Origin of the sequence: Salinimicrobium sp. WS361, from assembly GCF_050750585.1 — a bacterium.
Lineage (GTDB): Bacteria > Bacteroidota > Bacteroidia > Flavobacteriales > Flavobacteriaceae > Salinimicrobium.
Map to the genome: position 1 here is coordinate 1 of NZ_JBOJLM010000010.1, position 25,796 is coordinate 25,796.

At 39.2% G+C, this 25,796-nt stretch carries 20 protein-coding genes and 1 CRISPR repeat array; of the genes, 9 read left to right on the plus strand and 11 right to left on the minus strand.

Translation table 11 applies throughout. The annotated features are described in order from the left end of the window. Positions 1–27 precede the first annotated feature (27 nt). The 4 genes from ACQ93I_RS11185 to ACQ93I_RS11200 all read right to left on the minus strand — a co-directional run bounded on the left by ACQ93I_RS11185 (position 28) and on the right by ACQ93I_RS11200 (position 3,632). Entirely contained in the window at positions 28–576 is a 549-nt protein-coding gene (locus ACQ93I_RS11185) for a type 1 glutamine amidotransferase domain-containing protein (RefSeq protein WP_431698608.1), read from the minus strand. A gap of 213 nt (positions 577–789) precedes the next feature. Next, the gene (locus tag ACQ93I_RS11190; RefSeq protein ID WP_431698609.1) at positions 790–1,827 is read right to left on the minus strand and encodes a YihY/virulence factor BrkB family protein; all 1,038 of its coding nucleotides are present in this window, start codon (positions 1,825–1,827) and stop codon (positions 790–792) included. A gap of 83 nt (positions 1,828–1,910) precedes the next feature. Further along, positions 1,911–2,390: an Lrp/AsnC family transcriptional regulator gene (locus ACQ93I_RS11195; protein ID WP_228914785.1), complete on the minus strand. Its 480-nt coding sequence runs from the start codon at positions 2,388–2,390 to the stop codon at positions 1,911–1,913. A gap of 78 nt (positions 2,391–2,468) precedes the next feature. Continuing rightward, positions 2,469–3,632, minus strand: a complete 1,164-nt coding sequence (locus ACQ93I_RS11200) for a M14 family zinc carboxypeptidase (RefSeq protein ID WP_431698610.1) — start codon at positions 3,630–3,632, stop codon at positions 2,469–2,471. 278 nt (positions 3,633–3,910) lie between these two features. Here ACQ93I_RS11200 and ACQ93I_RS11205 point away from each other — a divergent pair, with 278 nt between their 5' ends. Continuing rightward, complete coding sequence (locus ACQ93I_RS11205; protein WP_431698611.1) at positions 3,911–4,321, plus strand: helix-turn-helix domain-containing protein; 411 nt, start codon at positions 3,911–3,913, stop codon at positions 4,319–4,321. Between the two features lie 31 nt (positions 4,322–4,352). Continuing rightward, positions 4,353–4,727, plus strand: a complete 375-nt coding sequence (locus ACQ93I_RS11210) for a DNA topoisomerase IV (protein ID WP_431698612.1) — start codon at positions 4,353–4,355, stop codon at positions 4,725–4,727. Positions 4,728–4,846: 119 nt separating this feature from the next. Here the strand turns inward: ACQ93I_RS11210 and mscL are convergent, their stop codons facing one another. From mscL to ACQ93I_RS11240, 6 genes are all read right to left on the minus strand, one after another. Further along, positions 4,847–5,293, minus strand: coding sequence for a large conductance mechanosensitive channel protein MscL (gene mscL, locus ACQ93I_RS11215; protein WP_431698613.1), 447 nt, complete (start codon positions 5,291–5,293; stop codon positions 4,847–4,849). Next, a complete protein-coding gene (locus ACQ93I_RS11220; protein ID WP_431698614.1) occupies positions 5,293–7,974 on the minus strand; it encodes a DNA gyrase/topoisomerase IV subunit A in 2,682 nt (893 codons plus the stop codon). Before ACQ93I_RS11220 ends, mscL begins: the two co-directional genes overlap by 1 nt. Next, entirely contained in the window at positions 7,975–8,457 is a 483-nt protein-coding gene (locus ACQ93I_RS11225) for a hypothetical protein (RefSeq protein ID WP_431698615.1), read from the minus strand. Between the two features lies 1 nt (position 8,458). Next, positions 8,459–10,312, minus strand: a complete 1,854-nt coding sequence (locus ACQ93I_RS11230) for a DNA topoisomerase IV subunit B (protein ID WP_266068634.1) — start codon at positions 10,310–10,312, stop codon at positions 8,459–8,461. A gap of 375 nt (positions 10,313–10,687) precedes the next feature. Continuing rightward, complete coding sequence (gene ychF, locus ACQ93I_RS11235) at positions 10,688–11,782, minus strand: redox-regulated ATPase YchF (RefSeq protein ID WP_266068633.1); 1,095 nt, start codon at positions 11,780–11,782, stop codon at positions 10,688–10,690. A gap of 176 nt (positions 11,783–11,958) precedes the next feature. Beyond that, the gene (locus ACQ93I_RS11240; protein ID WP_431698616.1) at positions 11,959–12,690 is read right to left on the minus strand and encodes a class I SAM-dependent methyltransferase; all 732 of its coding nucleotides are present in this window, start codon (positions 12,688–12,690) and stop codon (positions 11,959–11,961) included. Positions 12,691–12,924: 234 nt separating this feature from the next. Here ACQ93I_RS11240 and cas9 point away from each other — a divergent pair, with 234 nt between their 5' ends. The 5 genes from cas9 to ACQ93I_RS11265 all read left to right on the plus strand — a co-directional run bounded on the left by cas9 (position 12,925) and on the right by ACQ93I_RS11265 (position 23,879). Beyond that, positions 12,925–17,085, plus strand: a complete 4,161-nt coding sequence (cas9, locus tag ACQ93I_RS11245) for a type II CRISPR RNA-guided endonuclease Cas9 (RefSeq protein ID WP_431698617.1) — start codon at positions 12,925–12,927, stop codon at positions 17,083–17,085. Positions 17,086–17,094: 9 nt separating this feature from the next. Continuing rightward, positions 17,095–17,991 (plus strand): type II CRISPR-associated endonuclease Cas1, encoded by an 897-nt coding sequence (gene cas1, locus ACQ93I_RS11250; protein WP_431698618.1) that lies wholly within the window; start codon positions 17,095–17,097, stop codon positions 17,989–17,991. A gap of 75 nt (positions 17,992–18,066) precedes the next feature. Next, the gene (gene cas2, locus ACQ93I_RS11255) at positions 18,067–18,411 is read left to right on the plus strand and encodes a CRISPR-associated endonuclease Cas2 (protein WP_431698619.1); all 345 of its coding nucleotides are present in this window, start codon (positions 18,067–18,069) and stop codon (positions 18,409–18,411) included. Between the two features lie 118 nt (positions 18,412–18,529). Next, a CRISPR array of direct repeats spans positions 18,530–20,193; the repeat unit is 47 nt; unit sequence CCTGTGAATCCTAAGCTAAAAATACAATTCTGAAAGCAATTCACAAC. Between the two features lie 275 nt (positions 20,194–20,468). Then, positions 20,469–22,562, plus strand: a complete 2,094-nt coding sequence (gene pta, locus ACQ93I_RS11260; protein WP_431698620.1) for a phosphate acetyltransferase — start codon at positions 20,469–20,471, stop codon at positions 22,560–22,562. Positions 22,563–22,694: 132 nt separating this feature from the next. Beyond that, entirely contained in the window at positions 22,695–23,879 is a 1,185-nt protein-coding gene (locus ACQ93I_RS11265) for an acetate/propionate family kinase (protein WP_431698621.1), read from the plus strand. A gap of 36 nt (positions 23,880–23,915) precedes the next feature. On the opposite strand, the gene ACQ93I_RS11270 is transcribed toward ACQ93I_RS11265, so the two are convergent. After that, a complete protein-coding gene (locus tag ACQ93I_RS11270; protein WP_431698622.1) occupies positions 23,916–24,344 on the minus strand; it encodes an RrF2 family transcriptional regulator in 429 nt (142 codons plus the stop codon). A gap of 263 nt (positions 24,345–24,607) precedes the next feature. Here ACQ93I_RS11270 and ACQ93I_RS11275 point away from each other — a divergent pair, with 263 nt between their 5' ends. Together ACQ93I_RS11275 and ACQ93I_RS11280 are read left to right on the plus strand one after the other, a co-directional pair. Continuing rightward, the gene (locus ACQ93I_RS11275; protein ID WP_431698623.1) at positions 24,608–25,114 is read left to right on the plus strand and encodes a c-type cytochrome; all 507 of its coding nucleotides are present in this window, start codon (positions 24,608–24,610) and stop codon (positions 25,112–25,114) included. A gap of 227 nt (positions 25,115–25,341) precedes the next feature. After that, positions 25,342–25,665, plus strand: coding sequence for a four-helix bundle copper-binding protein (locus tag ACQ93I_RS11280; protein ID WP_266068624.1), 324 nt, complete (start codon positions 25,342–25,344; stop codon positions 25,663–25,665). Positions 25,666–25,796 lie beyond the last annotated feature (131 nt).

Below are 25,796 nucleotides of genomic sequence, written 5' to 3' on the forward strand. Positions count from 1 at the left end.
TTTCATTTAATCTATTACCTGTGAAGACTAGGCGTGCTGGTCTTCATGCTTTCCTTCTTTGATCTCTTCAATAAGTTTTGAATTGAATGCTGGTAGATCATCAGGATTTCTACTGGTTACAAAACCTTCGTCTACCACAACTTCCTCATCAACCCAATTTGCACCGGCGTTAATTACGTCGTCTTTCATTGAATTGTAGGAGGTCATGGATCTTCCTTCTACCACTCCTGCACTAATTAGTGTCCAGGGTGCGTGGCATATTGCAGCTACAGGTTTCTTTTGCTTAAAGAAATCGCGAACAAATTGAAGAGCCTCCTCATTTGTTCTTAGATTATCTGGATTCATAACCCCTCCCGGAAGCATAAGTGCATTATAGTCGCTCGCACTCACCTCACTAACAGTTTTATCCACGTTGTATTCTTTAGACCAATCGGTTTCATTCCAGGCCTTGATTTTGCCTTTTTTAGGACTTACTATGTGAACTTCAAAACCTTCATCTTCCATAGCTTCTTTTGGAGAAGTTAATTCTACCTCTTCAAATCCATCAGTCGCTAAAATTGCTATCTTCTTATTCATTTCATTTAATTTTTATGTTCAACAATGATTTAAGGGAAGATAGGCACTAAGCCTCTCTTTCTCTATTAAGAAGCCTATAAAATCTAAAAGACTAAGGTTAAATTTTATTCATAGGAGGGTAAATACCCCGAGGCTTGCCTCGTTAGTAAATGTTGTAAAGTTTGAAAACGTGTTCCACTAAAATGCTCCGTGGGCTTGCCCCGGAGAAATTTACTAAGAGGAGCTATTATTTGCCTCCTCTTTTATTCTGCGTTGCTTTTGGCGCTCTTCCTCCTCATCAACGTGTGACTGCAGTGTATCGAGAATCCTTTTTTCGTCTACCAGTTGTCCGCGTTTTTCTTCAAGCCTTTCAAGTTCCTGATAAATGGCAGGTTCGGCATATTCATTTGGCTCCACTTTTTCTTTTTTATACAGGGCATACTGCACCGTAAATTCAGCTCCAAAGAATACAATTAAGCAGGTATAATACACCCACAGGAGAATAAGCACTACCGAAGAGGCACCACCATAAACAGACCCCGGATTACTTTGACCAAAGTAGAACCCTATGAGGTATTCGGCTACAAGGAAAAGACAGGTTGTGAGCATGGCTCCCAGATAAGTGGTCTTCCATCTTAGCTTAACATCGGGCAGCCATTTAAAGATCGCAGCAAAGAGAGACATAATTATGGTGAAGGAAAGGGCAAAATTAAGCACCTCCAGGAGAAAGGTGGTAATAACAGGAGCTATAGAAGCAACATAATCTTTTATAGCTGCCAGTACTGCCGAAATGACCAGAGAAACAAGCAGCAGTAACCCCAGGACGAATACCATCCCCAGGGAAATAATGCGGTTAATGATAATCCTCTTCACCGTATTCTTTTTAACTGCAATGTTCCAGATATTATTCATTGCAGCTTTTAACTGGAAAAATACCCCGGTGGCACCAAAGATCAGGAAAGCAAATCCAAAGATTACAGCCCATGTAGAGGTTTGATCAAGTGCGGCGTTCGCTACCATCCCTTCAATGGCCTGGGCCGCTTCCACTCCCACAAATTCGCCTATCTCCCTGGTGATCCTGCCCTGTACGGCTTCTTTTCCAAAGAAATATCCTGCAACCGTAACAACAATAATGAGTAAGGAAGGTAGGGAGAAGAGCGCATAATACGCTATAGTAGCACTCCTGGCCCAGGGATCGTTCCTGTTCCAGCTAAAATAAGATTGCTTTAAAAGCCTCCAGAAGGAGCGTAATTTCCGTTTGATAAAGCCCATAAGCAGAATGTAGTTAAAATGAAAGTAATAAAAAAACCCTCCAAACTAATAGCCTGAAGGGTTTTTAATAAGAATTTAGTACTCTATAAGTTCTCAAAAATAGAATGCATAAGCCTTTTCTTGTCGTTGATGCTCTCTTCAAGTGAAATCATTGTTTCTGTACGGTAAACACCTTCAATATCATCCAGCTTGAAAATAATTTCTTTTGCATGCTGAGTATCTCTTGCCCTAATTTTGCAGAATACATTGAATTTGCCAGTAGTAACGTGAGCTACAGTTACATATGGAATTTCATTAATACGCTCTAATACAAATTTGGTTTGGGAAGTGTTTTGTAGAAAAATTCCAACATAGGCTATAAAAGCATAACCCAGCTTCTCATAATTAAGTGTAAGTGACGAACCGAGAATAATCCCTGCTTCTTCCATTTTCTTTACCCTAACGTGCACTGTTCCCGCTGAAATATTAAGTTTCTTTGCGATATCAGTGAAAGGGGTTCGCGTATTGTCGATCAACATATTGAGTATTTGGTGATCGGTTTCATCTAATCTAAACTTTGCCATATCTAATCTTTTGAAGATTCTCCTTGTTTTTAAACGAAGTACAAAATTAATACAAAATAATTAGATTATAGTCAATATTCATTTAATATGCAGCGGATTTATTGATAACTTCTCTTTATTTAACAAAATTATCTCTACTATATCGTTTTCGATAAGCGGGGTTTCATCGGATTTTTCTACCTCCTGGCTCTTACAATCAATTTCTAAGTGGCCAAAAAAGTTCAAATCATCTTCAATAATATGTACCACGGGTTCAAAAAGTACATCTCCGGCTTTTATTTTTTCTGAATACTGTATCCCTACATCTACTTTTTCCCCTTCTATTAGTGCATTCCTTAGAATGATGTCGAGAAAACTTTTCTTGTTCTCTGGAATTTCAAAGTAGTCTTCTTCTTTTTGCAGAATAAAATCTCCGGTTGCAACTGCTTTGAGAGCTGTAAGTAATGATAGGGTAAAATACTTCCTGGTATTTTCTCTTAAATAATCCCCCTGAAAATGTCCGCATTCAAACAAGATCGTAGGCACGTGCTGCGCCTGGAAATAATCTCCTGTGCAATTAAGATTAAAGCTATCATCGAACCTTCCTACCTGCCCCGGAATTACTTTTTGTAGCTCGTTATTCATTGCAGCAATGATCTTCATAGCTTTTATTCGCACTTCAGTAACCGTTCTTGCTTCATCCATTGAAGGAGCAAGAAAAGATAGCGTAGCAGGTAAATTGAAGTCTCCCGCACCAAAGATTGTTCTTTGATCATGAAGATTAAAACAGAAATCTGGCTTAAAGTCCTCAAAAGTTTTTCTGAGCACCTTACTTTCAGGTTCGTTGACATCGTTCGCATCGCGGTTAAGATCTACTTTATTAACGTTTACACGGGTATATCTCGCTGCACCATCTGGATTGACCATGGGAAGTATTAAAATGGTACATTCCGCAAGTATATTCTTTACCACATCAAGTTCTGCATAAACTTTCAGGAAGTGAAGCAAGTCTACAACTCCTTTCGTGGTTGTACTTTCATTGCCGTGCATTTGCGACCATGCCAAAATCTTCTTTTTACCTGTACCCACAGTTATCCCCAGAATAGGAATATTAAGAAATGATCTTCCTACTTCAGATGTGGGATAATGTTCTTTCAGATCTTCCAGCCCTTCTTCCAGTTGGGTATACGTAATATATCTTCCGTATAATTTTTCGGATTTAAACTCGTCATAATTCTTAAGAAATTCTTCCGCTGTCATCATGTTTACAAAAGTAAATAATCCAAAATTTACAATCGTAAACAGTAAAAACGAGTACCCTTGTACACTTATGTAAACATCGAGTTCCCGTCTGTAAATCAGGTGATAGGAATATTTCCCTACTGTTATTTTACTGTATTTAAATTGCAGTATTTTAGTTAGTTATGTAGTGTTATATGAAGTTGTTATACATGTATTTATTGCAATATAAGTGTGGTATTGGAGAATCCATTTTAAATGATTACTTTTGTAAACAACAAGATTTTTGACTCCTGTTTACAATGGTGAACACTGAAGAATTTACAATTCGACTTAATAAGGTTATGGAGTACTATGACCTTTCGGCTGCTTCATTTGCCGATAAAATAGATGTGGGCCGCTCCTCTATTTCACATCTTCTATCTGGCAGAAATAAGCCGAGCCTGGATTTTGTCATGAAGATCATAAATGCTTTTCCGGAAGTTGAACTTTACTGGCTACTGAATGGAAAAGGAAATTTTCCGAAGGAAAGTTCTACTGCCAGGAATCGGGAGAAAGAAGAAATTCAGCAGAAGGAATCCGAAGTGCAGGATCTATTTTCTACTACTCCCCCCATACCCGAAAAAGAATTTACTGCTCCTTCCCTCTCAAAAAAGATAAAAAAAGTGGTCATTCTTTATGAAGACGGCACTTTTGATGCCTTTGAGAATTGAGAAGCATTAAAAAAGGTTTTAAATTTGCAGCATGAAAAAAATCTTGTTGGGCATTCTATTTCTTTGCTGCTTCAGCTCCTGTTATCAGGCAGAACGTGACTGTAAAGATTTTAAGACGGGAACCTTTGAATTTGAATCTTATCTTGAAGGGGAACTGGTAAAAACCCGTTTCGTGAGAACTGATAGTATCGAAATAGATTATTTTAGAGGCCAGGTAGATACTTCTTCTATACGATGGATCAACGACTGTGAATATATCCTTTCAAATTTAAACCCTAAGAACAGGGCCGAAGAAAAGCCTATTCACATGAAGATCCTTACCACTAAAGGCAACACCTACACCTTTGAATACGGATTGGTGGGGGAAACACAGAAACAGCGTGGAACCGTTGTAAAGGTAGAGTGAAGAAAGTCTGTAGACGGTAGACTTTAGTCTGTAGAATTTTAGGGTGAGATATTTTATAGGGCTTGATTAACTACCCAAATTACTCCTTAGGCATTACTCCTTAGGCATTACCTGGGGTTTTACTTCTTTTTGAGCAGGTCGTTTTGTTCCTGCATCAATTTATTGAGGTTTGTAAGCAGCTCAATATCTTTTGGCGTGGCCACAGTCTTATCTTTAGGGTCTTCGGCTTTTCTTCTAAATCTGTTCATCAATTTTACCACCAGGAAGACGGTGAAGCCAATGACCAGAAAATCGATAAATACCTCAATCATTAATCCATAACCCACCGCTATTTCCTCTACAGCATCTATTCCGTCGGTTCCGGGGATCGCTTCCCGAAGCACATATTTCCTGTCGGCATAAGTGATCCTACCGGTTATCAAAGAAAGCGGAGGCATGATGATTTGCTTTACCAGTACATCAACAACACGGTTAAAAGCAGTACCAATAATGATACCCACCGCCATATCTATCATGTTGCCTTTTACGGCAAACTCCTTAAATTCTTTGAGTAACCCCACAGCCATTATTCGTCAAAAAGTCTAATTTGAGTTTCATCTCCTCCCGGATTCTCTTTGTGAAGTTTTGTTTCAGAAAAATCAGGTGCTTTACCCTGTCCTTCCACACGCTCTTCCCCTTGCACTTCCATATCTTCGGGAGCGGTTTCTTCAGGCTCAATAAATGGCTTTGGATCCAGAAGGTTTACCTGTTTTACTTTTTCTGAAGTAAGCTGGTTTCCAAGGGCTTTAATCCCTTTTATCGAAATGAATTCTTCAAGTTCAACAAGATCGTTGGGTTTCTGATCTTTCCCCCTGATTTTTGTATAAACTACTTCTACCACCGGAAGATAATCGGTAGAAACGATCTCGAGATAAGACTTGGGATGATCTCCTATGAAGTTCTCTTCTTTTTCTTCATTTTCAATGATAAAGCGCTTCACATAGAACTTTTCCTTTTCACCTTCCCAATAAATAGCTGAAACTGGCTTTTTTGGAGACCACTTCTCAAGTACTATAATATCTTCATCAAAACGCGTAGTGAGCTCGGGTTTAATAGTTTTGGCTATACCATTTTGAGTAACGATTAATAGCCTGTCCTCTCCTTTAAACTCGCCTAGCAAATCTCCTCTCTCGTCTACATTGAGCCTTCTTACTGTGTCATCAAACCAAATTCTTCTTGGTTTAAGTGTAGAAACCCCTTCTTCCTTGAGATCAATTTTTTTGACCGGGTACTTGGTCACTATATTTCCTTTTACCGCCCTGCCCTTAATGGCCATGTCGGCAAAATCTACTTCGAATTTTAATTTTTTGATGCTTCCTACCTGCCTTAGGTAGACCATCACTACTTCGGCCTCGCCATTTGGATTGGCAGAAAAATAAAGCACTTCTGAACCTTTCTTGCCCTGGGTAAGATCATATTCCCTGTCGCGGGTTACCGAGGTTACCGCAAACCTTTTGATATAGGAAGCGCCACCTTTGCCATCTTTATAAATAATATTGTAGATCGTTCTGCGGTCTTTCTTCTTGAAGATTGCTACGTGAATAATGTCTTTACCTATAAAGGTTTTGGCATCTACCCTGGTGACGATCATTTTCCCTTCGGCCGTGAAGCAGATCACATCGTCAATATCTGAACAGTCGGTCACATATTCATCTTTTTTGAGGGCTGTACCCACAAAACCTTCTTTTCGGTTTACGAATAGCTTTGTATTTCGTATAACTACTTTAGTTGCTTCAATATCGTCAAAAAGGCGCAATTCTGTCTTTCTTTCTTTACCGGCACCATATTCTTTCTTTAAGCGGTTAAAATAGGCTATGGCATAATCTACCAGGTGGTCAAGGTGATGCTTTATCTGCGCAATTTCGCCTTCCAGAGCTTCAATTTTTTGTTGTGCTTTATCAAGGTCAAATTTAGAGATACGTTTGATCCTTATTTCGGTAAGTCGCACAATATCTTCTTCGGTCACTGCACGCTTCAGGTGTGTGATGTAGGGTTTTAATCCGCGGTCTATCGCCTCAATCACGCCTTGCCAGGTCTCTTCTTCCTCGATATCGCGGTAAATCCTTTTTTCAATAAAGATCCGCTCCAAAGAAGCAAAATGCCACTGCTCCTGGAATTCCTCCAGTTTCACCTCCAGGTCTTGCTTCAGTAAAGCAAGTGTATGATCTGTAGATCTTCTAAGGATTTCTGATACCCCTAAAAAGGCCGGTTTATTTTCAATGATGATGCAGCTCAAAGGTGAAATAGAAACTTCACAGTTTGTAAAAGCATACAGGGCATCTATTGTTTTATCGGGAGACATTCCCGGCGGTAAATGGATAAGGATCTCAACTTCGCTCGAAGTATTATCTTCAATTTTCTTAATCTTGATCTTTCCCTTATCATTTGCCTTAAGCACCGAATCTATTAAAGTAGACGTATTGGTGCTAAAAGGAATCTCCTTTATCACCAGGGTGTGCTTATCAAGTTGAGAAATCTTTGCCCGCACTCTCACACGGCCACCTCTCATGCCATCATTATAATTGGTGATATCGGCAATCCCTCCTGTAGCGAAATCGGGAAACAGTTTGAATTTCTTTCCCTGCAGGTGCTTTATACTTGCCTCAATAAGTTCAATGAAATTGTGAGGCAGAATCTTTGTACTTAAACCCACGGCAATACCTTCGGCACCCTGAGCAAGCAACAACGGGAACATCACCGGTAAATTTACCGGCTCTTTTTTTCTTCCGTCGTAAGAGAGCTGCCACTCGGTGATTTTCGGATTATAGACTACATCAAGGGCAAATTTTGAAAGCCTTGCCTCAATATATCTTGCTGCTGCAGCTCCATCTCCAGTAAGAATGTTACCCCAGTTCCCCTGGGTGTCTATCAAGAGGTCTTTTTGGCCTACCTGTACCATGGCATCACCTATACTGGCATCCCCGTGAGGGTGGTACTGCATGGTATGCCCCACAATGTTTGCAACTTTGTTATAACGGCCGTCATCAAGATCTTTCATAGAATGCATGATACGACGCTGCACAGGTTTAAACCCGTCTTCTAAAGCAGGAACCGCTCTTTCAAGAATTACATAAGAGGCATAATCCAGAAACCAGTCTTTGTACATTCCGGTAACCTTGGTAAGCACCTCGTTGTTCTCTGTATTATTCAGCTCTTCGTTTTGCTCGAACTGTTCGTCCTGATGATCGTTGTGATTCTCGTTCTCCATTTAAGCCCTCGCTTTGTTTTTCTCCAGAATTTTGGCAAGTGACATTTCTAAAGCTTTTACTTTCTTGCCTGATAAAAAGGTGATATTGTATTTATAGTGCCTGTACCCTCTACTATTCCTTGAATGAATGTAAATGTGCAGGCGTTTGTAGAAAAAATAATTCTCTATTTTAAAATTCTTCAGTTTTGACTTTGGCACTTCGGTTCGTTGTTCCCTGTAATGCATGAATTGTGACACGAGGGCACCATTGCTTTTGAAGTTGATGGTTTCTCCATCACTGTCAAATTCGAATTTTTTTCCGACAATGAAAATATAGACCGCTACTACAATAGCGATACCATTAGGAATTAAGCTACTGTAATTAAAAGGAACATCATCATATTTAAGTTCAACAGATGCAAATGCATTTGTGATAAAAACCGCCACTACAATGATATAAATTGAAGGGATAATTCCGGTTTCTTTCCTGTTGTTGAACTTCATTCTACTCGTTAATAAGATCCAGTTCCACTTTAAGGTTGTCTATAATAAACTCCTGCCTGTCGGGCGTATTTTTCCCCATGTAAAAACTCAGGAGTTCTTCAATACTCATATCCTTATCGAGCATCACCGGATCAAGCCGAATATTATCTCCAATAAAATGCTTGAACTCATCAGGTGAAATTTCCCCAAGTCCCTTAAATCGTGTTATTTCCGGTTTTCCTGAAAGTTTTGCAATAGCATCCTTTCTCTCCTGTTCACTATAACAATAAATAGTCTCTTTTTTATTCCTTACCCTGAAGAGTGGCGTTTGCAGAATATACAAATGGTTCTCTTTGATCACCTCCGGGAAGAATTGTAAAAAGAAAGTGATAAGCAGTAACCTGATGTGCATTCCGTCTACATCGGCATCGGTTGCAATCACGATATTATTATACCTAAGGTCTTCCATAGACTCTTCGATATTCAATGCCGCCTGCAGCAGGTTAAATTCCTCGTTCTCGTATACAATCTTTTTGCTAAGCCCGTAACTGTTCAGCGGCTTACCTTTTAAACTGAAAACAGCCTGAGTATTCACATCTCTTGACTTGGTGATCGATCCACTCGCCGAATCTCCCTCGGTAATGAAAAGTGTACTTTCAAGATATCTTTCTTTTTTGCTGTCTCCCAGGTGAATCCGGCAATCTCTTAATTTTTTATTGTGCAGGCTGGCTTTCTTTGCCCTGTCTTTTGCCAGTTTCCTAATACCCGAAAGTTCCTTTCGCTCACGTTCTGCCTGCAGGATTTTTCGTTGCAGCAAATCGGCTGTTTCAGGATTTTTGTGCAGGTAATTATCCAGCTGGGTCTTTAAAAAGTCATTGATGTATGTTCTAACGGTGGGAAGGTCTCCGCCCATGTCTGTAGAACCAAGTTTGGTTTTGGTCTGGCTTTCAAAAACCGGCTCCATAACCTTTATACTTATTGCTGAAACTATGGACTTCCTAACATCACTGGCCTCAAAATTCTTTCCGTAGAATTCCCGAAGCGTTTTTACCACAGCCTCTCTAAAAGCCGCAAGGTGCGTTCCTCCCTGGGAAGTATGCTGCCCGTTCACAAAAGAATGGTACTCTTCGCTGTACTGGGTTTTACTGTGGGTGATCGCCACTTCAATATCATTACCTCTAAGGTGAATGATGGGATAAAGCCGATCATCTTCATTAATGCTATCAGACAAAAGATCGGCCAGGCCATTTTCTGAATAGAATTTTTCCCCATTGAACACTATCGTCAACCCCGGATTGAGGTAAACGTAGTTCTTCAGCATTTTTTCTATATACTCAGAACGGAATTTGTAGTGCTTAAAAATAAGCTCATCGGGGGTAAAAGATACTTTGGTACCTCTCCTCCTTGAAGTTTCATCCAGCTCCTCTTCATTGATCAGGTTTCCCTGTTCAAATTCGGCCGATTTAGAGCGGCCATCCCGGGTAGACTCTACCCTAAAATTGCTGGAAAGGGCATTAACCGCCTTTGTTCCTACCCCGTTAAGTCCTACCGATTTTTTAAAGGCACGGGTGTCATACTTTCCTCCCGTGTTCATTTTGGAAACCACATCCACAACTTTTCCTAACGGAATTCCACGCCCGTAATCTCGTACAATCACCCTTTGGTTCTGTACAGAAATTTCTATGGTTTTCCCTGCGCCCATCACGAATTCATCGATACAGTTATCTATAACTTCCTTTAAAAGAATATAGATACCGTCATCGGCGCTGGAACCATCCCCGAGTTTCCCAATATACATCCCGGGTCGCATACGAATATGCTCTTTCCAGTCGAGCGAACGTATATTATCTTCGGTATATTTAGTTTCTTCGATCATAGCTGTTTCCTGCGGTTTCGTGGCTAATATAAGCTTTCCCCAAAAAAGTTGAAACCTTCGGGGAACAAAATAATTAACAATTGTTTCACAACTGTGGGTTCAAGGTTTTAAGTTTAAAGTTCCAGCTCGCAATCCAAAGAATTCCAGGGTGTGAACCCTTCTGAAATATCCTTTTACAAAGTGAATAATTCAGACTTATTAATTCCAGATTCAGGATTAACGGTCTTCCTAAAACACCTGTCAAAAATGACATTTTTGATAGGTGTTTTTCCTGTAAAATCTTCCATTACTAAAAAGACCTCACAGGTTTCCAAAACCTGTGAGGTCTAATATTTTCTATAGTCTACCGTCTACCGACAATAGACTATCGACTAACTAAACGTTGAACCTAAAATGCATTACGTCCCCGTCTTTTACAATGTATTCTTTCCCTTCTACCCGCATTTTCCCGGCTTCTTTCACTTTTGCTTCGCTGCCAAAACTTACATAGTCATCATAAGCGATAACTTCAGCCCGAATAAAGCCTTTTTCGAAGTCGGTGTGAATCACCCCGGCTGCCTGTGGCGCGGTAGATCCAACAGGTATAGTCCAGGCTCTCACCTCTTTAACACCCGCTGTAAAATAGGTTTGCAAATTCAGGAGTTTATACGCGCCTCGAATTAACTTGGCCGATCCTGGTTCATCAAGCCCAATGTCCTGCAAGAACATTTGGCGTTCTTCGTAATCTTCAAGTTCGGTAATATCTGCTTCTGTACCCACGGCAAGCACCAGTACTTCGGCACCTTCACCTTTCACAGCCTCTTTTACCTTATCTACATATTCATTTCCTGAAACCGCATCAGTTTCATTCACATTGCAAACGTACATCACGGGTTTATCGGTAATGAACTGCAAAGGCCTTATAAATTCTGCTCTTTCTTCTTCTGTAAGATCTACAGCCCTAACCGATTGCCCGGCTTCCAAAGCATGTTTCACTTTTAAAAGCGCAGCCTCTTCTTTCTGAGCTTCTTTATTTCCGGTTTTAGCCGCACGTTTTACCTTTTCCAGCTTTTTATCGGCTGTTTCAAGATCCTTGAGCTGCAGTTCCATATCAATGGTTTCCTTATCTCTCACAGGATTGATATTACCATCAACGTGAACAATATTTTCATTATCAAAACAACGTAATACGTGAAGAATAGCATCGGTCTCGCGGATATTGCCAAGAAATTGATTTCCTAAGCCTTCTCCTTTGCTCGCTCCTTTTACAAGACCAGCAATATCAACGATTTCAACCGTTGCCGGAAGCACCCGCTCCGGATTCACCAGAGATTCAAGTTTCTCCAGGCGCCTGTCTGGCACGTTCACCACCCCAATATTTGGCTCAATGGTACAAAAAGGAAAATTGGCACTCTGGGCTTTGGCATTTGAGAGGCAATTGAATAAAGTTGATTTTCCAACGTTGGGTAGTCCTACAATTCCGGCTTTCATATAATATTGTTTGATGCTCTTTTTGGCGGGTGCAAATATAGGTATATGAAATGGAATTTTAAGCCGCTCAAATCCATCTGATATCTTCGGAAGATTTCAACATCAAAATCCCTTTCAAAAATGGCATTTTTGACACCTTATTTTAAGTTGGTTTTAAAGATTTCTTCGGAAGTTTTTCAGGTATTTAGGCCCACCCGAAGCAGTATTGGAAAATTCACTTCCCCCACTTCCCCAAAACTCTTCTGAAGCTCTTCCTTCACCAGCTCTACCGGATTCTTCTTATGCTCCTTTTGATAAGCCTTAACGGCCGACCAGGTGTTGAGATAGCCAATTAACCTTTCAAAACTCCAGTTTTGCTTCATTTCAATCTTAGGCGCTTCAATTTCCTTAAACGGAAACGGTATTGTACGGTATTTTTCTTCCAGGAATCTACGTTCAGGTGCCCAGAAAGATCCTATTATATCAAAATAAAAATGCCGGATGATCTCATCTGTTTCGGCGTTACTCCTGAAGAGGGAGTATCCAAAAATGGCAATTACCGCATCCTTTTTTAGCACCCGTTTCACTTCGGCATTGAACTTTTTAAAATCGAACCAATGCACTGCCTGCCCCACCGTCACCAGATCGAAGTGCGCATCGGGAAAAATGGTGTTTTCTGCAGCCTGTTTGGTGTAATGAATATTCGGTTTTTGCACCGCCTGAGACAATTGATTGATACTAATATCGGTAGCATAAACCTGCTCAAAAAAAGTAGCCAGCTCTCCCGCCACCTGTCCGTTGCCCGTACCACAATCCCAGGCTCGAGTCCTTTCGTGGCAAAGCTTCCGAAGAAACTGAAAAAGTTCGGCAGGATATCCCGGCCGGTATCGGGAATAATCTTGAGAATGAGAGGAAAAAAGGTCTTTCATAAGCTCATGAAGAAATAATTATAGGAATATTAAGAAAATTTTAGTAAATATGTAAAGTCATTCAATTTCCTTCCCTACACGCCTGAGTGACAGTTATTTTTTTTGTATTTCAACTACGAAAATCTAAAAAAGAAAAAGCGACCCGTTAAGGCCGCTTTAAATGTTTTCACAACGGAATAATCCTTATTGTGAATTGCTTCAAAATTGTAAAACGAATATAGCACAATTATTTATATGAAAAAAATATTAGGGTTGGATTTGGGAACAACCTCTATCGGTTGGGCTTTAGTGAATGAAGCAGAAAATGAAGAAGAAACTTCATCTATAATTAAAACCGGGGTGAGGGTTGTTCCTCTCTCTACCGATGAACAGATCAGTTTTGAAAAAGGACAGAGTATTACTATTAATGCGGATAGGACACTGAAAAGAGGGATGCGCAGAAACCTGCACCGTTATAAAATGCGTAGAAATGCTGTTGTAGATGTCCTCAAGGAAATTAGCTTTATATCTAAAACTACAAATCTGGCCGAGGTGGATGAAAATTCAACTTTTTCTACCTATGCGGCCAGAGCTAAAGCACCAGATGAGAAAATTTCAAAAGAAGAATTTGCGAGGGTTCTTTTAATGATCAATAAAAAAAGAGGGTACAAAAGCAGTCGTAAAGCCAACAATGAGGAGGAAGGACAATTAATTGATGGAATGGCTATTGCAAAAAAGCTATATAATGAAAATCTCACGCCGGGACAATTATCTTTCCAACTTTTAAAAGATGGTAAAAAAAGCCTTCCAGCTTATTATCGATCTGATTTACAAGCGGAGTTTGACACGATATGGAAATTTCAAAAACAGTTTTATCCTGAGAGTTTAACTACAGAGCATCAGGAAAATCTCTATGGAAAAAATAAAGGAGATACGATTAAGTACTTCGAAAAGACAATGGGGCTGGAACGTGCTGAAAATAAAGGTTCAGACAAAAAGCTCCAACAGTACGAATGGCGGAAAAAAGCCATTATAGAAAAACTGGAACTTGCTGAAGTTACATTTGTTCTTACTGAGATAAATAACCAAATAAATCAATCCAGTGGTTACCTGGGTGCTATTAGTGACCGTAGCAAAGAATTATTTTTTAATAATCTTACAGTAGGACAGTATTTATACAACCAGCTGAAAGAAGATCCTCATGCTTCTTTAAGAAATCAGGTTTTTTACAGACAGGATTATATTGATGAATTTGATGCTATCTGGAAAGAACAGGCAAAACATTATCAAGAGCTAACAACGGAAGTTCGGGAACAATTAAGGGACATTACAATTTTCTACCAGCGGCGATTAAAGTCACAAAAAGGGCTTATTAATATCTGTGAATTTGAAGGAATTGAGCGAATAGTAACTATTGACGGTGAAAAAAAGAAAAAATTAATAGGACCAAGAGTTGCTCCAAAATCCTCTCCCGTCTTTCAGCAATTTAAAATCTGGCAGAATATTAATGCTATTCGAGTAAGCAAACGTAATGATGAAAAAGCTGTTTATGTACTAGAAGAGGAAACTAAACAAGAACTTTTCACAGAGTTGAATTGGGTCGAACAAATTACCGATAGGATATTTCTTGAATGGCTTTTCAAGGATTCGGAGGATAATCCTAAAGAATGGAAACTCAATTATAAGCATTTGGAGGGAAACAGAACGAATGCAGAGTTACTGGAAGCTTACAATAAGATTTTAGAGAGTGAAGGTTACGAGAAAGTAATTTTCGGTAAACTTCCTGCAGAGGATAACCTTTTAGCATTAAAAGAATGTTTTAAAACCATCGGCATAAATCCTAATATTCTCGATTTTAAAATTGACTTAAAAGGTGATGATTTTGCCCAACAACCATCATATGAATTATGGCATTTGCTTTATTCTTATGAAGATGATAATTCTCCTACTGGAACGGCCAGTTTACTTCTAAAATTACAGGATAAATTTGGTTTTAAAGAAGAACATGCGCGCTTGTTAGCTGGAATATCCTTTCCTAAAGACTACGGCAGTCTTAGTGCTAGAGCAATGCGAAAAATCATTCCCTATTTGCAAGAAGGACATCCATTTTCTGGAACAGGAGAAGATAACAATCAAATCGGAGCCTGTGAATTGGCAGGATATAATCATTCCAATTCCGTAACCAAGGCAGAAAATGAGGACAGGGAGCTGAAAGAAGAACTTGAAATTCTCAAGAAGAATAGTTTAAGAAATCCCGTGGTAGAGAAAATCCTTAACCAGATGATCAATGTGGTTAACGCCATTATTAAAGATCCCGAATTAGGAAGACCGGATGAAAAAAGGATTGAATTGGCCAGGGAACTAAAAAAAACTGCTCAACAGCGTAGTGAAATGACCAATCAAATAGCTAAGGTCACAAAAGATTATCAGGAAATTAGAGAGCTTCTTAAAAAAGAGTTTGGTTTAACCTATGTTAGTCGAAAGGATTTGATAAAATACAGGCTTTACAAAGAATTAAAAGCAACCGGCTATAAAACACTTTATTCTGGAACTTATATAAAACCTGAAGAACTTTTTACCAATAAATTTGATGTAGAGCATATTATACCGCAATCCCTTCTTTTTGATGATTCCTATTCAAACAAAACCCTTGAATTGCGCGATGTAAATCTTGAAAAAGGAAATGAAACGGCATTGGATTATTGTGAGCGTAAAGGATGGTTGGAAGATTTCAAAAGACGTGTGGAGGAAGTTTATTCCGCTGGAGATATTAAATATATGAACCGTAAAAAGCTTTTAATGACAAAAGCTGAAATTCCCGAAGGTTTCCTAAACCGGGATTTAGGTAATTCTGCATATATCGCCCGCCAATCTGCTCAAATTCTTTTAAATATTACAAGGAAAGTGAATTTAACTTCAGGAACTATAACTTCCAAATTAAGGGAAGACTGGGAACTGGTGGATGTTCTTAAGGAGTTGAATTTTGAAAAATACAAAGCTCAGGGACTTACTTATACCGTGGAAAACAGACATGGCAAAGAATTAAACCGAATAACAGATTGGACCAAAAGGAACGATCACCGACATCATGCTATGGATGCCATAACTGTGGCTTTTACAAAACCAGCCTATATTCAATATCTCAATAATATGAGCGGGAATAGCGATAAAGGGGGTGATTTTTATGGGGTTAAGGAAAAATATACATATCGAGATAAGGAAGGCGGCCGAAAATTCGTAAAACCATTTAATAATATTCGGCAGGAGGCAAAAAAGCATCTGGAATCAATATTAATTTCTCATAAAGCAAAGAATAAAGTCGTCACCAAGAACAAGAATAAGATAAAAGAAAAGGGTAAGGGTAATTTTAAAATCAAAACCGAACTTACACCAAGGGGGCAATTGCATAAAGAAACTATCTACGGAAGTTCCAAAGAATACACCACCAAACTTGAAAAGATTGGAGGAACATTTGACACGGAGAAAATAAATACCGTTGCCAAAAAGAAGCATCGGGAGGCCCTGTTAAAAAGGTTAGAAGAATTTGATAAGGATCCAAAAAAGGCATTTACAGGGAAGAATAGCCTGGCGAAGAATCCGGTAAAATTAAATGATAAAGGAGCTACTTTGCCCGAGAAGGTAAATACAGTGAGTTTGTCTAACCGATTTACAATTAGAAAAAATATTACTCCAGATTTAAAAATAAATAAAGTAGTAGATGTTGGAATTAGAAAAATCCTTCAGAAGCGTCTGGAAGACTTTGGAAGAAAACCCAAAGAAGCTTTTTCCAATTTAGATGATAATCCGATTTGGCTAAACGAAAAGAAAAAAATTCCTTTAAAGCGGGTAACAATTACTGGAGTTAGTAATGCCGAACCTTTACATAATGCAAAAGATCATTTAGGAAAGGAGATTAAAGACGAAAAAGGAGAAGTCATTCCAGTAGATTATGTGAGCACAGGAAACAATCATCACGTAGCAATTTATAAAGATGAAAAGGGTAATTTACAAGAGGAAGTAGTTTCTTTTTATGAAGCAGTTATTCGTAAAAATTTAGGACAACCTATAATAAACAGGAATCACGAGAAAGGATGGGAATTTCTTTTTACTATGAAACAGAATGAGATGTTTATTTTTCCCTCTGAAGAATTTAATCCATTGGAAGTTGATTTATTAGATCCTGCAAACTCAACTTCTATCAGCAAACGTTTATTTAGAGTGCAAAAAATTTCCACAAAAAATTATGTTTTTACCCATCATTTAGAAACCGAAGCTGTTGGAGCAGAAACTTTTAAAAATAAAAAGGAATTAGCCGGAATAACCTATCAATTCCATCAAAGTGAAAAACATTTACAAGGTATTGTAAAAGTTAGAATTAATCATCTTGGTGATATTGTACAGGTTGGAGAATATTAATTAAAAGCCATGATTAAACGCACTATATTTTTCTCAAATCCCGCATACCTCAGCACCAAAAATGAGCAACTGGTGGTTTCTTTTCCCGAGGATGATAAGAAAGAAAAACGGGTGCCAATCGAGGACATAGGAATGTTAGTCCTGGAAAACCCACAGATCACTTTGACCAACGGTTTAATAACAAAGCTGATCCAGAATAAAGCCGCAGTGGTGAACTGTGACAAGCAACATCTCCCCTGCTCTATTTTACAGCCCCTGGTGGGGCATACAGAACAAACGGAGCGGTTCAGAAACCAGTTAAACGCCAGTTTACCGCTAAAGAAAAACCTCTGGCAGCAAACAGTAAGTGCAAAAATTAGCAATCAGGCTATGCATCTTTTCAGGAGAGGAAAAGAGCATAAAAAACTGGCACGTTGGGCAACAGAAGTTAAAAGCGGCGATACCGAAAATCATGAAGCCATTGCCGCGGCTTTTTACTGGCAGAACATTTTTGATGTTAAAGGATTTAGCCGATACCAAAAAGGCATTCCTCCCAACAACCTGCTTAATTATGGCTACGCTATTCTGCGTGCCGTAACAGCCAGATCTTTAATTGGCAGTGGGATGCTCCCGGGCGTGGGGATTTTTCACCGAAATAAATACAATGCATTCTGCCTGGCCGATGATATTATGGAACCATATCGCATATATGTAGATGAACTGGTGTACGACATTGTGGAAAGCGGGGAGAAATTAGAGGAGCTGAATACTTGTTTGAAGGCTGAACTTTTAAAAATACCGGCTATAGATGTAGTAATTGATGATAAGGTGAGTCCGCTGATGGTAGCTATGAGCCGAACAACCAATTCGCTGCAGGAATGTTTTGCAGGCCTGAGCCGGAAAATATTATATCCTTCATATGAATAAGATCTCGGCTCCGCTCGATCTAAGAATTGTCGGGCTGGATTAGAAATGACCGAGTAATTTTTATTTATTCGGAATATGGAAGACCGCTATTCACGTTTAAACCAATATAGAAGTATGTGGGTACTTGTATTTTTTGACCTGCCAACGGAAACCCGGACCGAAAGAAAAGCCGCAACACGTTTCCGAAAAAACCTTCTGGATGACGGTTTTGGAATGTTTCAATTTTCTATATATACACGCTTTTGCCCAAGTCGTGAGAATGCGGAAGTGCATATCAAACGTACCAAGAGCAATTTACCAAAAAAAGGAAAGGTTGGAATTATGCAGGTAACCGACAAACAATTTGGGATGATTGAACTTTTCCATGGCCAAAAAGAGACTGAAACAGAACAACCTGTCCAGCAATTGGAACTATTCTAACATCTTTTACAAATAAAAATATCAGGTCGATCGGAGTCATACCCTCAATTTTATCCGTCATTTTTTAATCCTAATAAAAGACTTAAGATGCAGAATACCAGCTTTTTATAGCGGGTATCCTGTGAATCCTAAGCTAAAAATACAATTCTGAAAGCAATTCACAACGAAAGCTCTAATAGAGTTATTCAGCCTCAGCCTGTGAATCCTAAGCTAAAAATACAATTCTGAAAGCAATTCACAACTAATTTTTTATTCGTGAAAAAAGAATCCTTCCTGTGAATCCTAAGCTAAAAATACAATTCTGAAAGCAATTCACAACGACGCCGTTGTGGTTCCACCTGGCAAATGGCCTGTGAATCCTAAGCTAAAAATACAATTCTGAAAGCAATTCACAACACGGTTGGGGAATACATCCTTATGGTAATACCTGTGAATCCTAAGCTAAAAATACAATTCTGAAAGCAATTCACAACTACAGGTCATCCGTCTTTTTCTGCTCGTATCCTGTGAATCCTAAGCTAAAAATACAATTCTGAAAGCAATTCACAACGTTCCTATTTGTGAAGTGCTTAAATCCCATCCTGTGAATCCTAAGCTAAAAATACAATTCTGAAAGCAATTCACAACATCTCGAGGCGCTAGGTCTTAACGTTGCAGCCTGTGAATCCTAAGCTAAAAATACAATTCTGAAAGCAATTCACAACGCAACTAAATATAAATAGATATGAGAGCAACCTGTGAATCCTAAGCTAAAAATACAATTCTGAAAGCAATTCACAACAGGGGAGGGCATCATGATAAGCCAGAATTTCCCTGTGAATCCTAAGCTAAAAATACAATTCTGAAAGCAATTCACAACCAGGCAATTTTATATTTATGGAGGAGGAGTCCTGTGAATCCTAAGCTAAAAATACAATTCTGAAAGCAATTCACAACAAGCCCTCTATATTGAAAAAATTATCTGCCCCTGTGAATCCTAAGCTAAAAATACAATTCTGAAAGCAATTCACAACCGAGATACATTCATTAAGTTGTTCAAAGGCCTGTGAATCCTAAGCTAAAAATACAATTCTGAAAGCAATTCACAACTGAGCTGGAACTGGCAAATGTGAGGCAATACCTGTGAATCCTAAGCTAAAAATACAATTCTGAAAGCAATTCACAACTTTCAATAGATCATGATAAGATGCAGGAAACCTGTGAATCCTAAGCTAAAAATACAATTCTGAAAGCAATTCACAACAGGAAGGGGAGCCAGATCTTAATACTGCTACCTGTGAATCCTAAGCTAAAAATACAATTCTGAAAGCAATTCACAACATTTGCTGTCCTCTTCACGTTGGGCAATAACCTGTGAATCCTAAGCTAAAAATACAATTCTGAAAGCAATTCACAACTAAAATATCATCACGGGAATTATTCCGAAGCCTGTGAATCCTAAGCTAAAAATACAATTCTGAAAGCAATTCACAACTCGCAAAGAAAAGTTAATGAGGTCATAAAGCCTGTGAATCCTAAGCTAAAAATACAATTCTGAAAGCAATTCACAACTACAGGAGTATCATATCACAGGAGAATCCTCCTGTGAATCCTAAGCTAAAAATACAATTCTGAAAGCAATTCACAACACAGGTAACATACTTGAATGATAAAAAGGACCTGTGAATCCTAAGCTAAAAATACAATTCTGAAAGCAATTCACAACTGTTTTAAGATGCTTAAGAAAATAGGATAACCTGTGAATCCTAAGCTAAAAATACAATTCTGAAAGCAATTCACAACACCAGCGTATGCGTACGTTCCCAGCAGTGTCCTGTGAATTCTCAGTGAAAAATACAATTCTGAAGAAGAATAAATTTCAAAATCATAAAAAAATACTTCTGCTGAAAAGCTTACTCCTTAAAAATAGCATTTTCAGCAGACATTTTTCCGTAGCAGAAAAAGGGGATCAAATTATCGGCTTCAACTGATTTTCATCAGATTTTCACGACTTTTTAACCCAATGCGCCAAACAAACTTTTTTATATACCTTACTTTTGCACCAGAATTTGAAAACTATGAACAAAGGACTTTATATAGCGACTTTAGAGCCAAACAGTGGAAAATCTTTGATCTCCCTGGGCCTTATGCGGGCCCTGTTGGGGAAAACGGTCAAAGTGGCCTATTTTAGGCCAATAATCAATGAAGAGAAGCCGGGAAAACTCGATAACCACATCGATACCGTCCTTAAATATTTTGACCTTCCCATGTCTTACGAAGATTCTTATGCCTACACCAGGAATGAGGTCATTCAAAAGCGCAACGATGGGAAGTCGGGTGAGATCATTGATACCATTATAAGGAAGTACAAAAAACTTGAAGAAACCTTTGATTTTGTGCTGGTAGAAGGCAGTGATTTTTCGGGAGAAGGCAGTGTTTTTGAATTTGATGAGAACGTAAATATCGCCAAAAATCTTGGCCTTCCGGTGATTATAATCGCCAGTGGTCGTGGCAAGACCAAAGAAAGCCTTATGGGCAGCCTGCAAATGGCCTACCAAACGTTCATAAAAAAAGATGTGCAGGTGATCGCCATGGTAAGTAACAAGATTGAACTTGAGAACCTTACTATTGCCACCAACGGCATGAGGGAATTTTTACCAGATGATGTCGCTGTATTCGCCCTGCCTCTTATAGATATGCTTGCAAATCCAACCCTAAAGGAGATCGTGGAAACCCTTGATGGAAAGGTGCTTTTTGGGGAAGAGTTTCTCGACAACCAGTCGGGAAGTTTTAATGTGGGTGCCATGCAGTTGCGCAATTACCTGAAACATCTCAAAAACGAAAGCCTGGTGATCACCCCGGGTGACCGTGCCGATATTATTCTTGGAGCCCTGCAAGCACATATTTCAAGTAATTACCCGCGAATTTCGGGGATCATCCTCACAGGCGGATTAATTCCTGAAGATTCTATTATAAAATTAATTGAAGGCCTTTCTCAGGTAGTGCCTATTATTTCTGTAGAAGAAGGAACCTTTAGCGTGACCAACCGCGTAGGTGCCATAAATTCAAACATCTATGCCGATAGTACGCAGAAGATAGAGACTTCTATCAGCACTTTTGAAAAATACATCAATATAGATCCTCTTATTGAACGTTTTTCGGACATTCAGGCTAAGGGCCTTACGCCCCGCATGTTCCAGTACAGCCTTGTAAAACGGGCACAGCAGCAACGCAAGCACATCGTATTACCCGAAGGGACAGACGAGCGCATACTTACTGCTGCCGCCCGACTCATAGCTATGGATATTGTAGATCTCACCATCCTGGGAGATCAGGAAGAGATCAAAAAGATGATCATGAACCTGGCTATTCCTGTAGACCTGGATAAGCTAAATATCATTAACCCTACTACATCAGACTATTTTGACGATTACGTAAAGACTTTTTACGAGCTGCGTAAGCACAAAAACATCAATATGGATATTGCCCGCGACCTTATGAGCGATGTATCCTACTTTGGTACCATGATGATCTACAAGGGTCATGCCGACGGAATGGTTTCGGGAGCGGCTCATACCACCCAACACACTATTAGGCCTGCACTTCAATTCATCAAAACAAAACCGGGAGTATCGGTAGTGTCATCGGTATTCTTTATGTGTCTAGAAGACCGGGTTTCGGTGTTTGGAGATTGCGCAATAAACCCGAATCCTACTGCCGAAGAACTGGCTGAAATATGTATTTCTTCTGCGGAAAGCAGTAAAGCCTTCGGAATTGAGCCTAAGATCGCAATGCTCTCCTACTCCTCCGGAAGTTCAGGAAAAGGAGAAGATGTTGACAGGGTTCGAGAAGCCACTGAAATAGTGAAGGTAAAACGCCCCGATCTTAAAATAGAAGGCCCCATACAGTATGATGCTGCAGTTGACCTTAACGTGGGCCGAAGCAAATTACCGGGATCTGAAGTGGCAGGACAGGCAAGCGTGCTTATCTTCCCCGATCTCAACACCGGGAACAACACCTATAAAGCGGTGCAGAGAGAAACAGGTGCATTGGCCATTGGCCCCATGCTCCAGGGACTAAATCAGCCGGTGAATGACCTTAGTCGTGGTTGTACTGTAGATGATGTCTTTAACACAGTGATTTTAACAGCAATTCAGGCACAAGGGCTTTAAATGTTTAAGGTTTAAGGTTTAAGGTTTAAGGTTTAAAAGATAAAAATTTCAAATTCAGGATTGAGTATTCCACCACAACAGGTAACAGAAAACAGGCTCAATTCCCAACACTTAATACTCATTACTAGATAAATGAAAAATATACTGATAATAAACTCCGGAAGTTCTTCTTTAAAGTTTCAATTGATCGAAATGCCTTCAGAAAAGGTGCTGGCTTCTGGATTGGTTGAAAGAATTGGACAGGCTTCAGGAAAAATACACTACAAATCTGAAGCGTTTTCCACTTCCGAAGAGATGGAGATGAAAGATCATTCTGTAGCATTAAAGGAGGTTACAAAACACCTTATGCACAATGACTACGGTGTAATATATGATCCTGCCGATATTCCTGCTATTGGCCACCGTGTGGTTCATGGAGGTGCAAGTTTCTCGGATACTGTGATTATTGACGAAAAGGTAAAGCAGAAGATAGAACAACTTTTTTCACTGGCACCACTTCACAATCCTCCAAACCTGAAAGGTATACAGGTGGCAGAAGAGATCTTTCCCGATGCTACCCAGGTGGCGGTATTTGATACAGCATTTCACCAGACCATCCCAACCTGCGCCAGTAAATATGCCATTCCAAACGAGCTTTTTGAGAAGAAAAAGATCCAGATGTATGGATTTCATGGTACCAGCCATAAGTACGTTTCAGAAAAAGCCAATGAATACCTTAAAAAGGATCATTCAAAAATCATTACCGTGCACTTGGGGAATGGATGCAGCATGACAGCGGTAAAAGATGGAAAAAGTATAGATCATACCCTGGGCTTTGGTCCTGTGAACGGTCTTATCATGGGTACGCGCAGTGGGGATATTGACCAGTCAGTAATTTTCTACCTCATTGAACAATTGGGTTACACAGCGAAAGAAGTCAGTGATCTGCTTCATCACAAAAGCGGAATGCTGGGACTTACCGGCTACAGTGATCTCAGGGATATTGAAGACCAGGCCGAAAAAGGAAATAAGGAGTGCCAGTTAGCTCTTGACATGAATGCTTACCGCATCAAAAAATACATTGGTGCCTATGCAGCCGCCATGAATGGGCTGGATGCAGTGGTTTTCACTGCCGGTATTGGAGAAAATTCAGACGTTATAAGGAAACTTGTATGTACCGATATGGATTATCTGGGCCTCGCACTCGATGAGGAGAAGAATAGTGTTCGTTCAAAAGAGATCAGGAATATCGGGAAAGAAGATTCTAAAGTTAAGATCCTGGTGATTCCTACAAACGAAGAACTGGAAATTGCCAAGCAAACCATTTCTTTCGTATAAATACCTTTTAAAAATGACATTTTTGAGCGGTGAGGTTTACACAAATAAGTGGGCCTCACCGCTTTTTACTTTTGCAGCAAATACGCTGATATCTTCTTCTAATTCTTTCCTGAACTTCTGCTTTAGCGGCTGTACAGAAAAATGTACCGGGCAGGGTTGCTCTGAGCTGCACTTCTTAAGCCCCAGCACACAATCGTCAAGCCGGTTAGTACCGTCAATAATATTAACCACCTCGATCAAAGGAGTTTTCAAAGCTTTTGCGGTAAGATAAAATCCGCCGGTGGGCCCTTTTGAAGAAGAAATAATATTTTCCCGGGACAGGGACTGCAATAATTTAGAAAGAAAAGGCGAGGGCAGCTTTATTGCTTCTGCAATTTCCTTTGCTCTTATCTTTTTTTGTTCATTAGAATGAACAGCCAGGTAGAGCACGGCATTTACGGCATATTTACTGGAGCTGGATAGCATATTTTTATAAAATTTGATTCATTAGATCTGAATTTAAAATCAGAGAAAGCAGCCAAAATTAAATTAATCATCCTACATATCATATTTTCCGGGTCTTAATTAGGAGTTTTTTATCCTTTTACCTTTATATAGCTCTGCTCCTGCCCTTTTCGGCCTAACTTCAAAGGTACTTATTTCTTTATTACAATATTTAAAGGCCTTATTATCTTTTTATCTTATATTGTTATAAATTTATAAGACTTAACCCCATAACCACTATCATTATGAAACTAAAATCCTACTTTTTTTTAGCCTTTTTAGCTCTTTTACTCAATGCCTGTGGTGAAAAAGAACAAAAGGAAAAAATTAAAATAACCGACCAAAGTACTGCAGTACAAAAAGAAGTGGTACCGGAAGCAGCTTCTACAACTGCTGAAGTAGACAATATGCAGAACAAAGGCGTTGGCCCAATAGATAATTTGAATCTCAACGAAAACATAGATGAAGCTATGGCAGTTCGCGGAAAAGAATTGTTTAACAATATGTGTACAGCCTGCCATAAAATGGATCAAAAATCTATTGGCCCTGCCCTTGCAGGGGTGACTGAAAGACGTAACCCCGAATGGATCATGAACATGATCTTAAGGCCTGAGAAAATGATCAAAGAAGATCCCATTGCCAAAAAATTACTCATAGAATCAAATATGGCCGTTATGGCAAATCAAAATATGAGTGAAGAAGAAAGCCGGGCAATGCTGGAGTATTTTAGAAGTTACGACCAGGAAAATTAGCCTGATATGATATTCTTAGAAGATTTTTTGAGAGCTTTTATATCATCCTGATTGAATATTTCGACATATTCATATAATAGTATAGGTATCTATTCCAAATCTCTAAAGTGGTGAAAAACATGACTTTTAACCCTTTGTTGAACATTGTTTAACAGCAATTAGGAGCCTATAGCAGCTCATTTTTGGTAACTTGAAGTCAAGATTAAGTTTAACCAAAAACCAATACAATGAGAAATCAGGAATTTTTAAATAAGTTATCAAACTGTATCAACCACTGCAACTATTGTGCAGATGCCTGCCTTGATGAAGACAACCTCAAAAAAATGGTTGATTGTATCAGAAAAGATAAAGTGTGTGCCTCTGCCTGTGCTTCGCTTGCAGATATTTTAGCCATTAAAGATGCCAACGCCACAGGACTGGTAAAATATTGTGAACAGGTATGTAAAGAATGTGCCGAAGAATGTGAACAACACGAAACACAACACTGCCAGGATTGTGCAAAAGCATGTCGCGAATGTGAAGAAGCCTGCAAAAAATATTTAGCAGCGTAAAGATTCGATTATAATTAGTAGAGGCTGTCTCAAATTCAATCAAGTAAAATTGATCTTTTGAGACAGCCTTTGTTGTATAAACTATCTTTGTACTGAATTATTACCAGTTCAATTTTTCCATTCAACTTCAG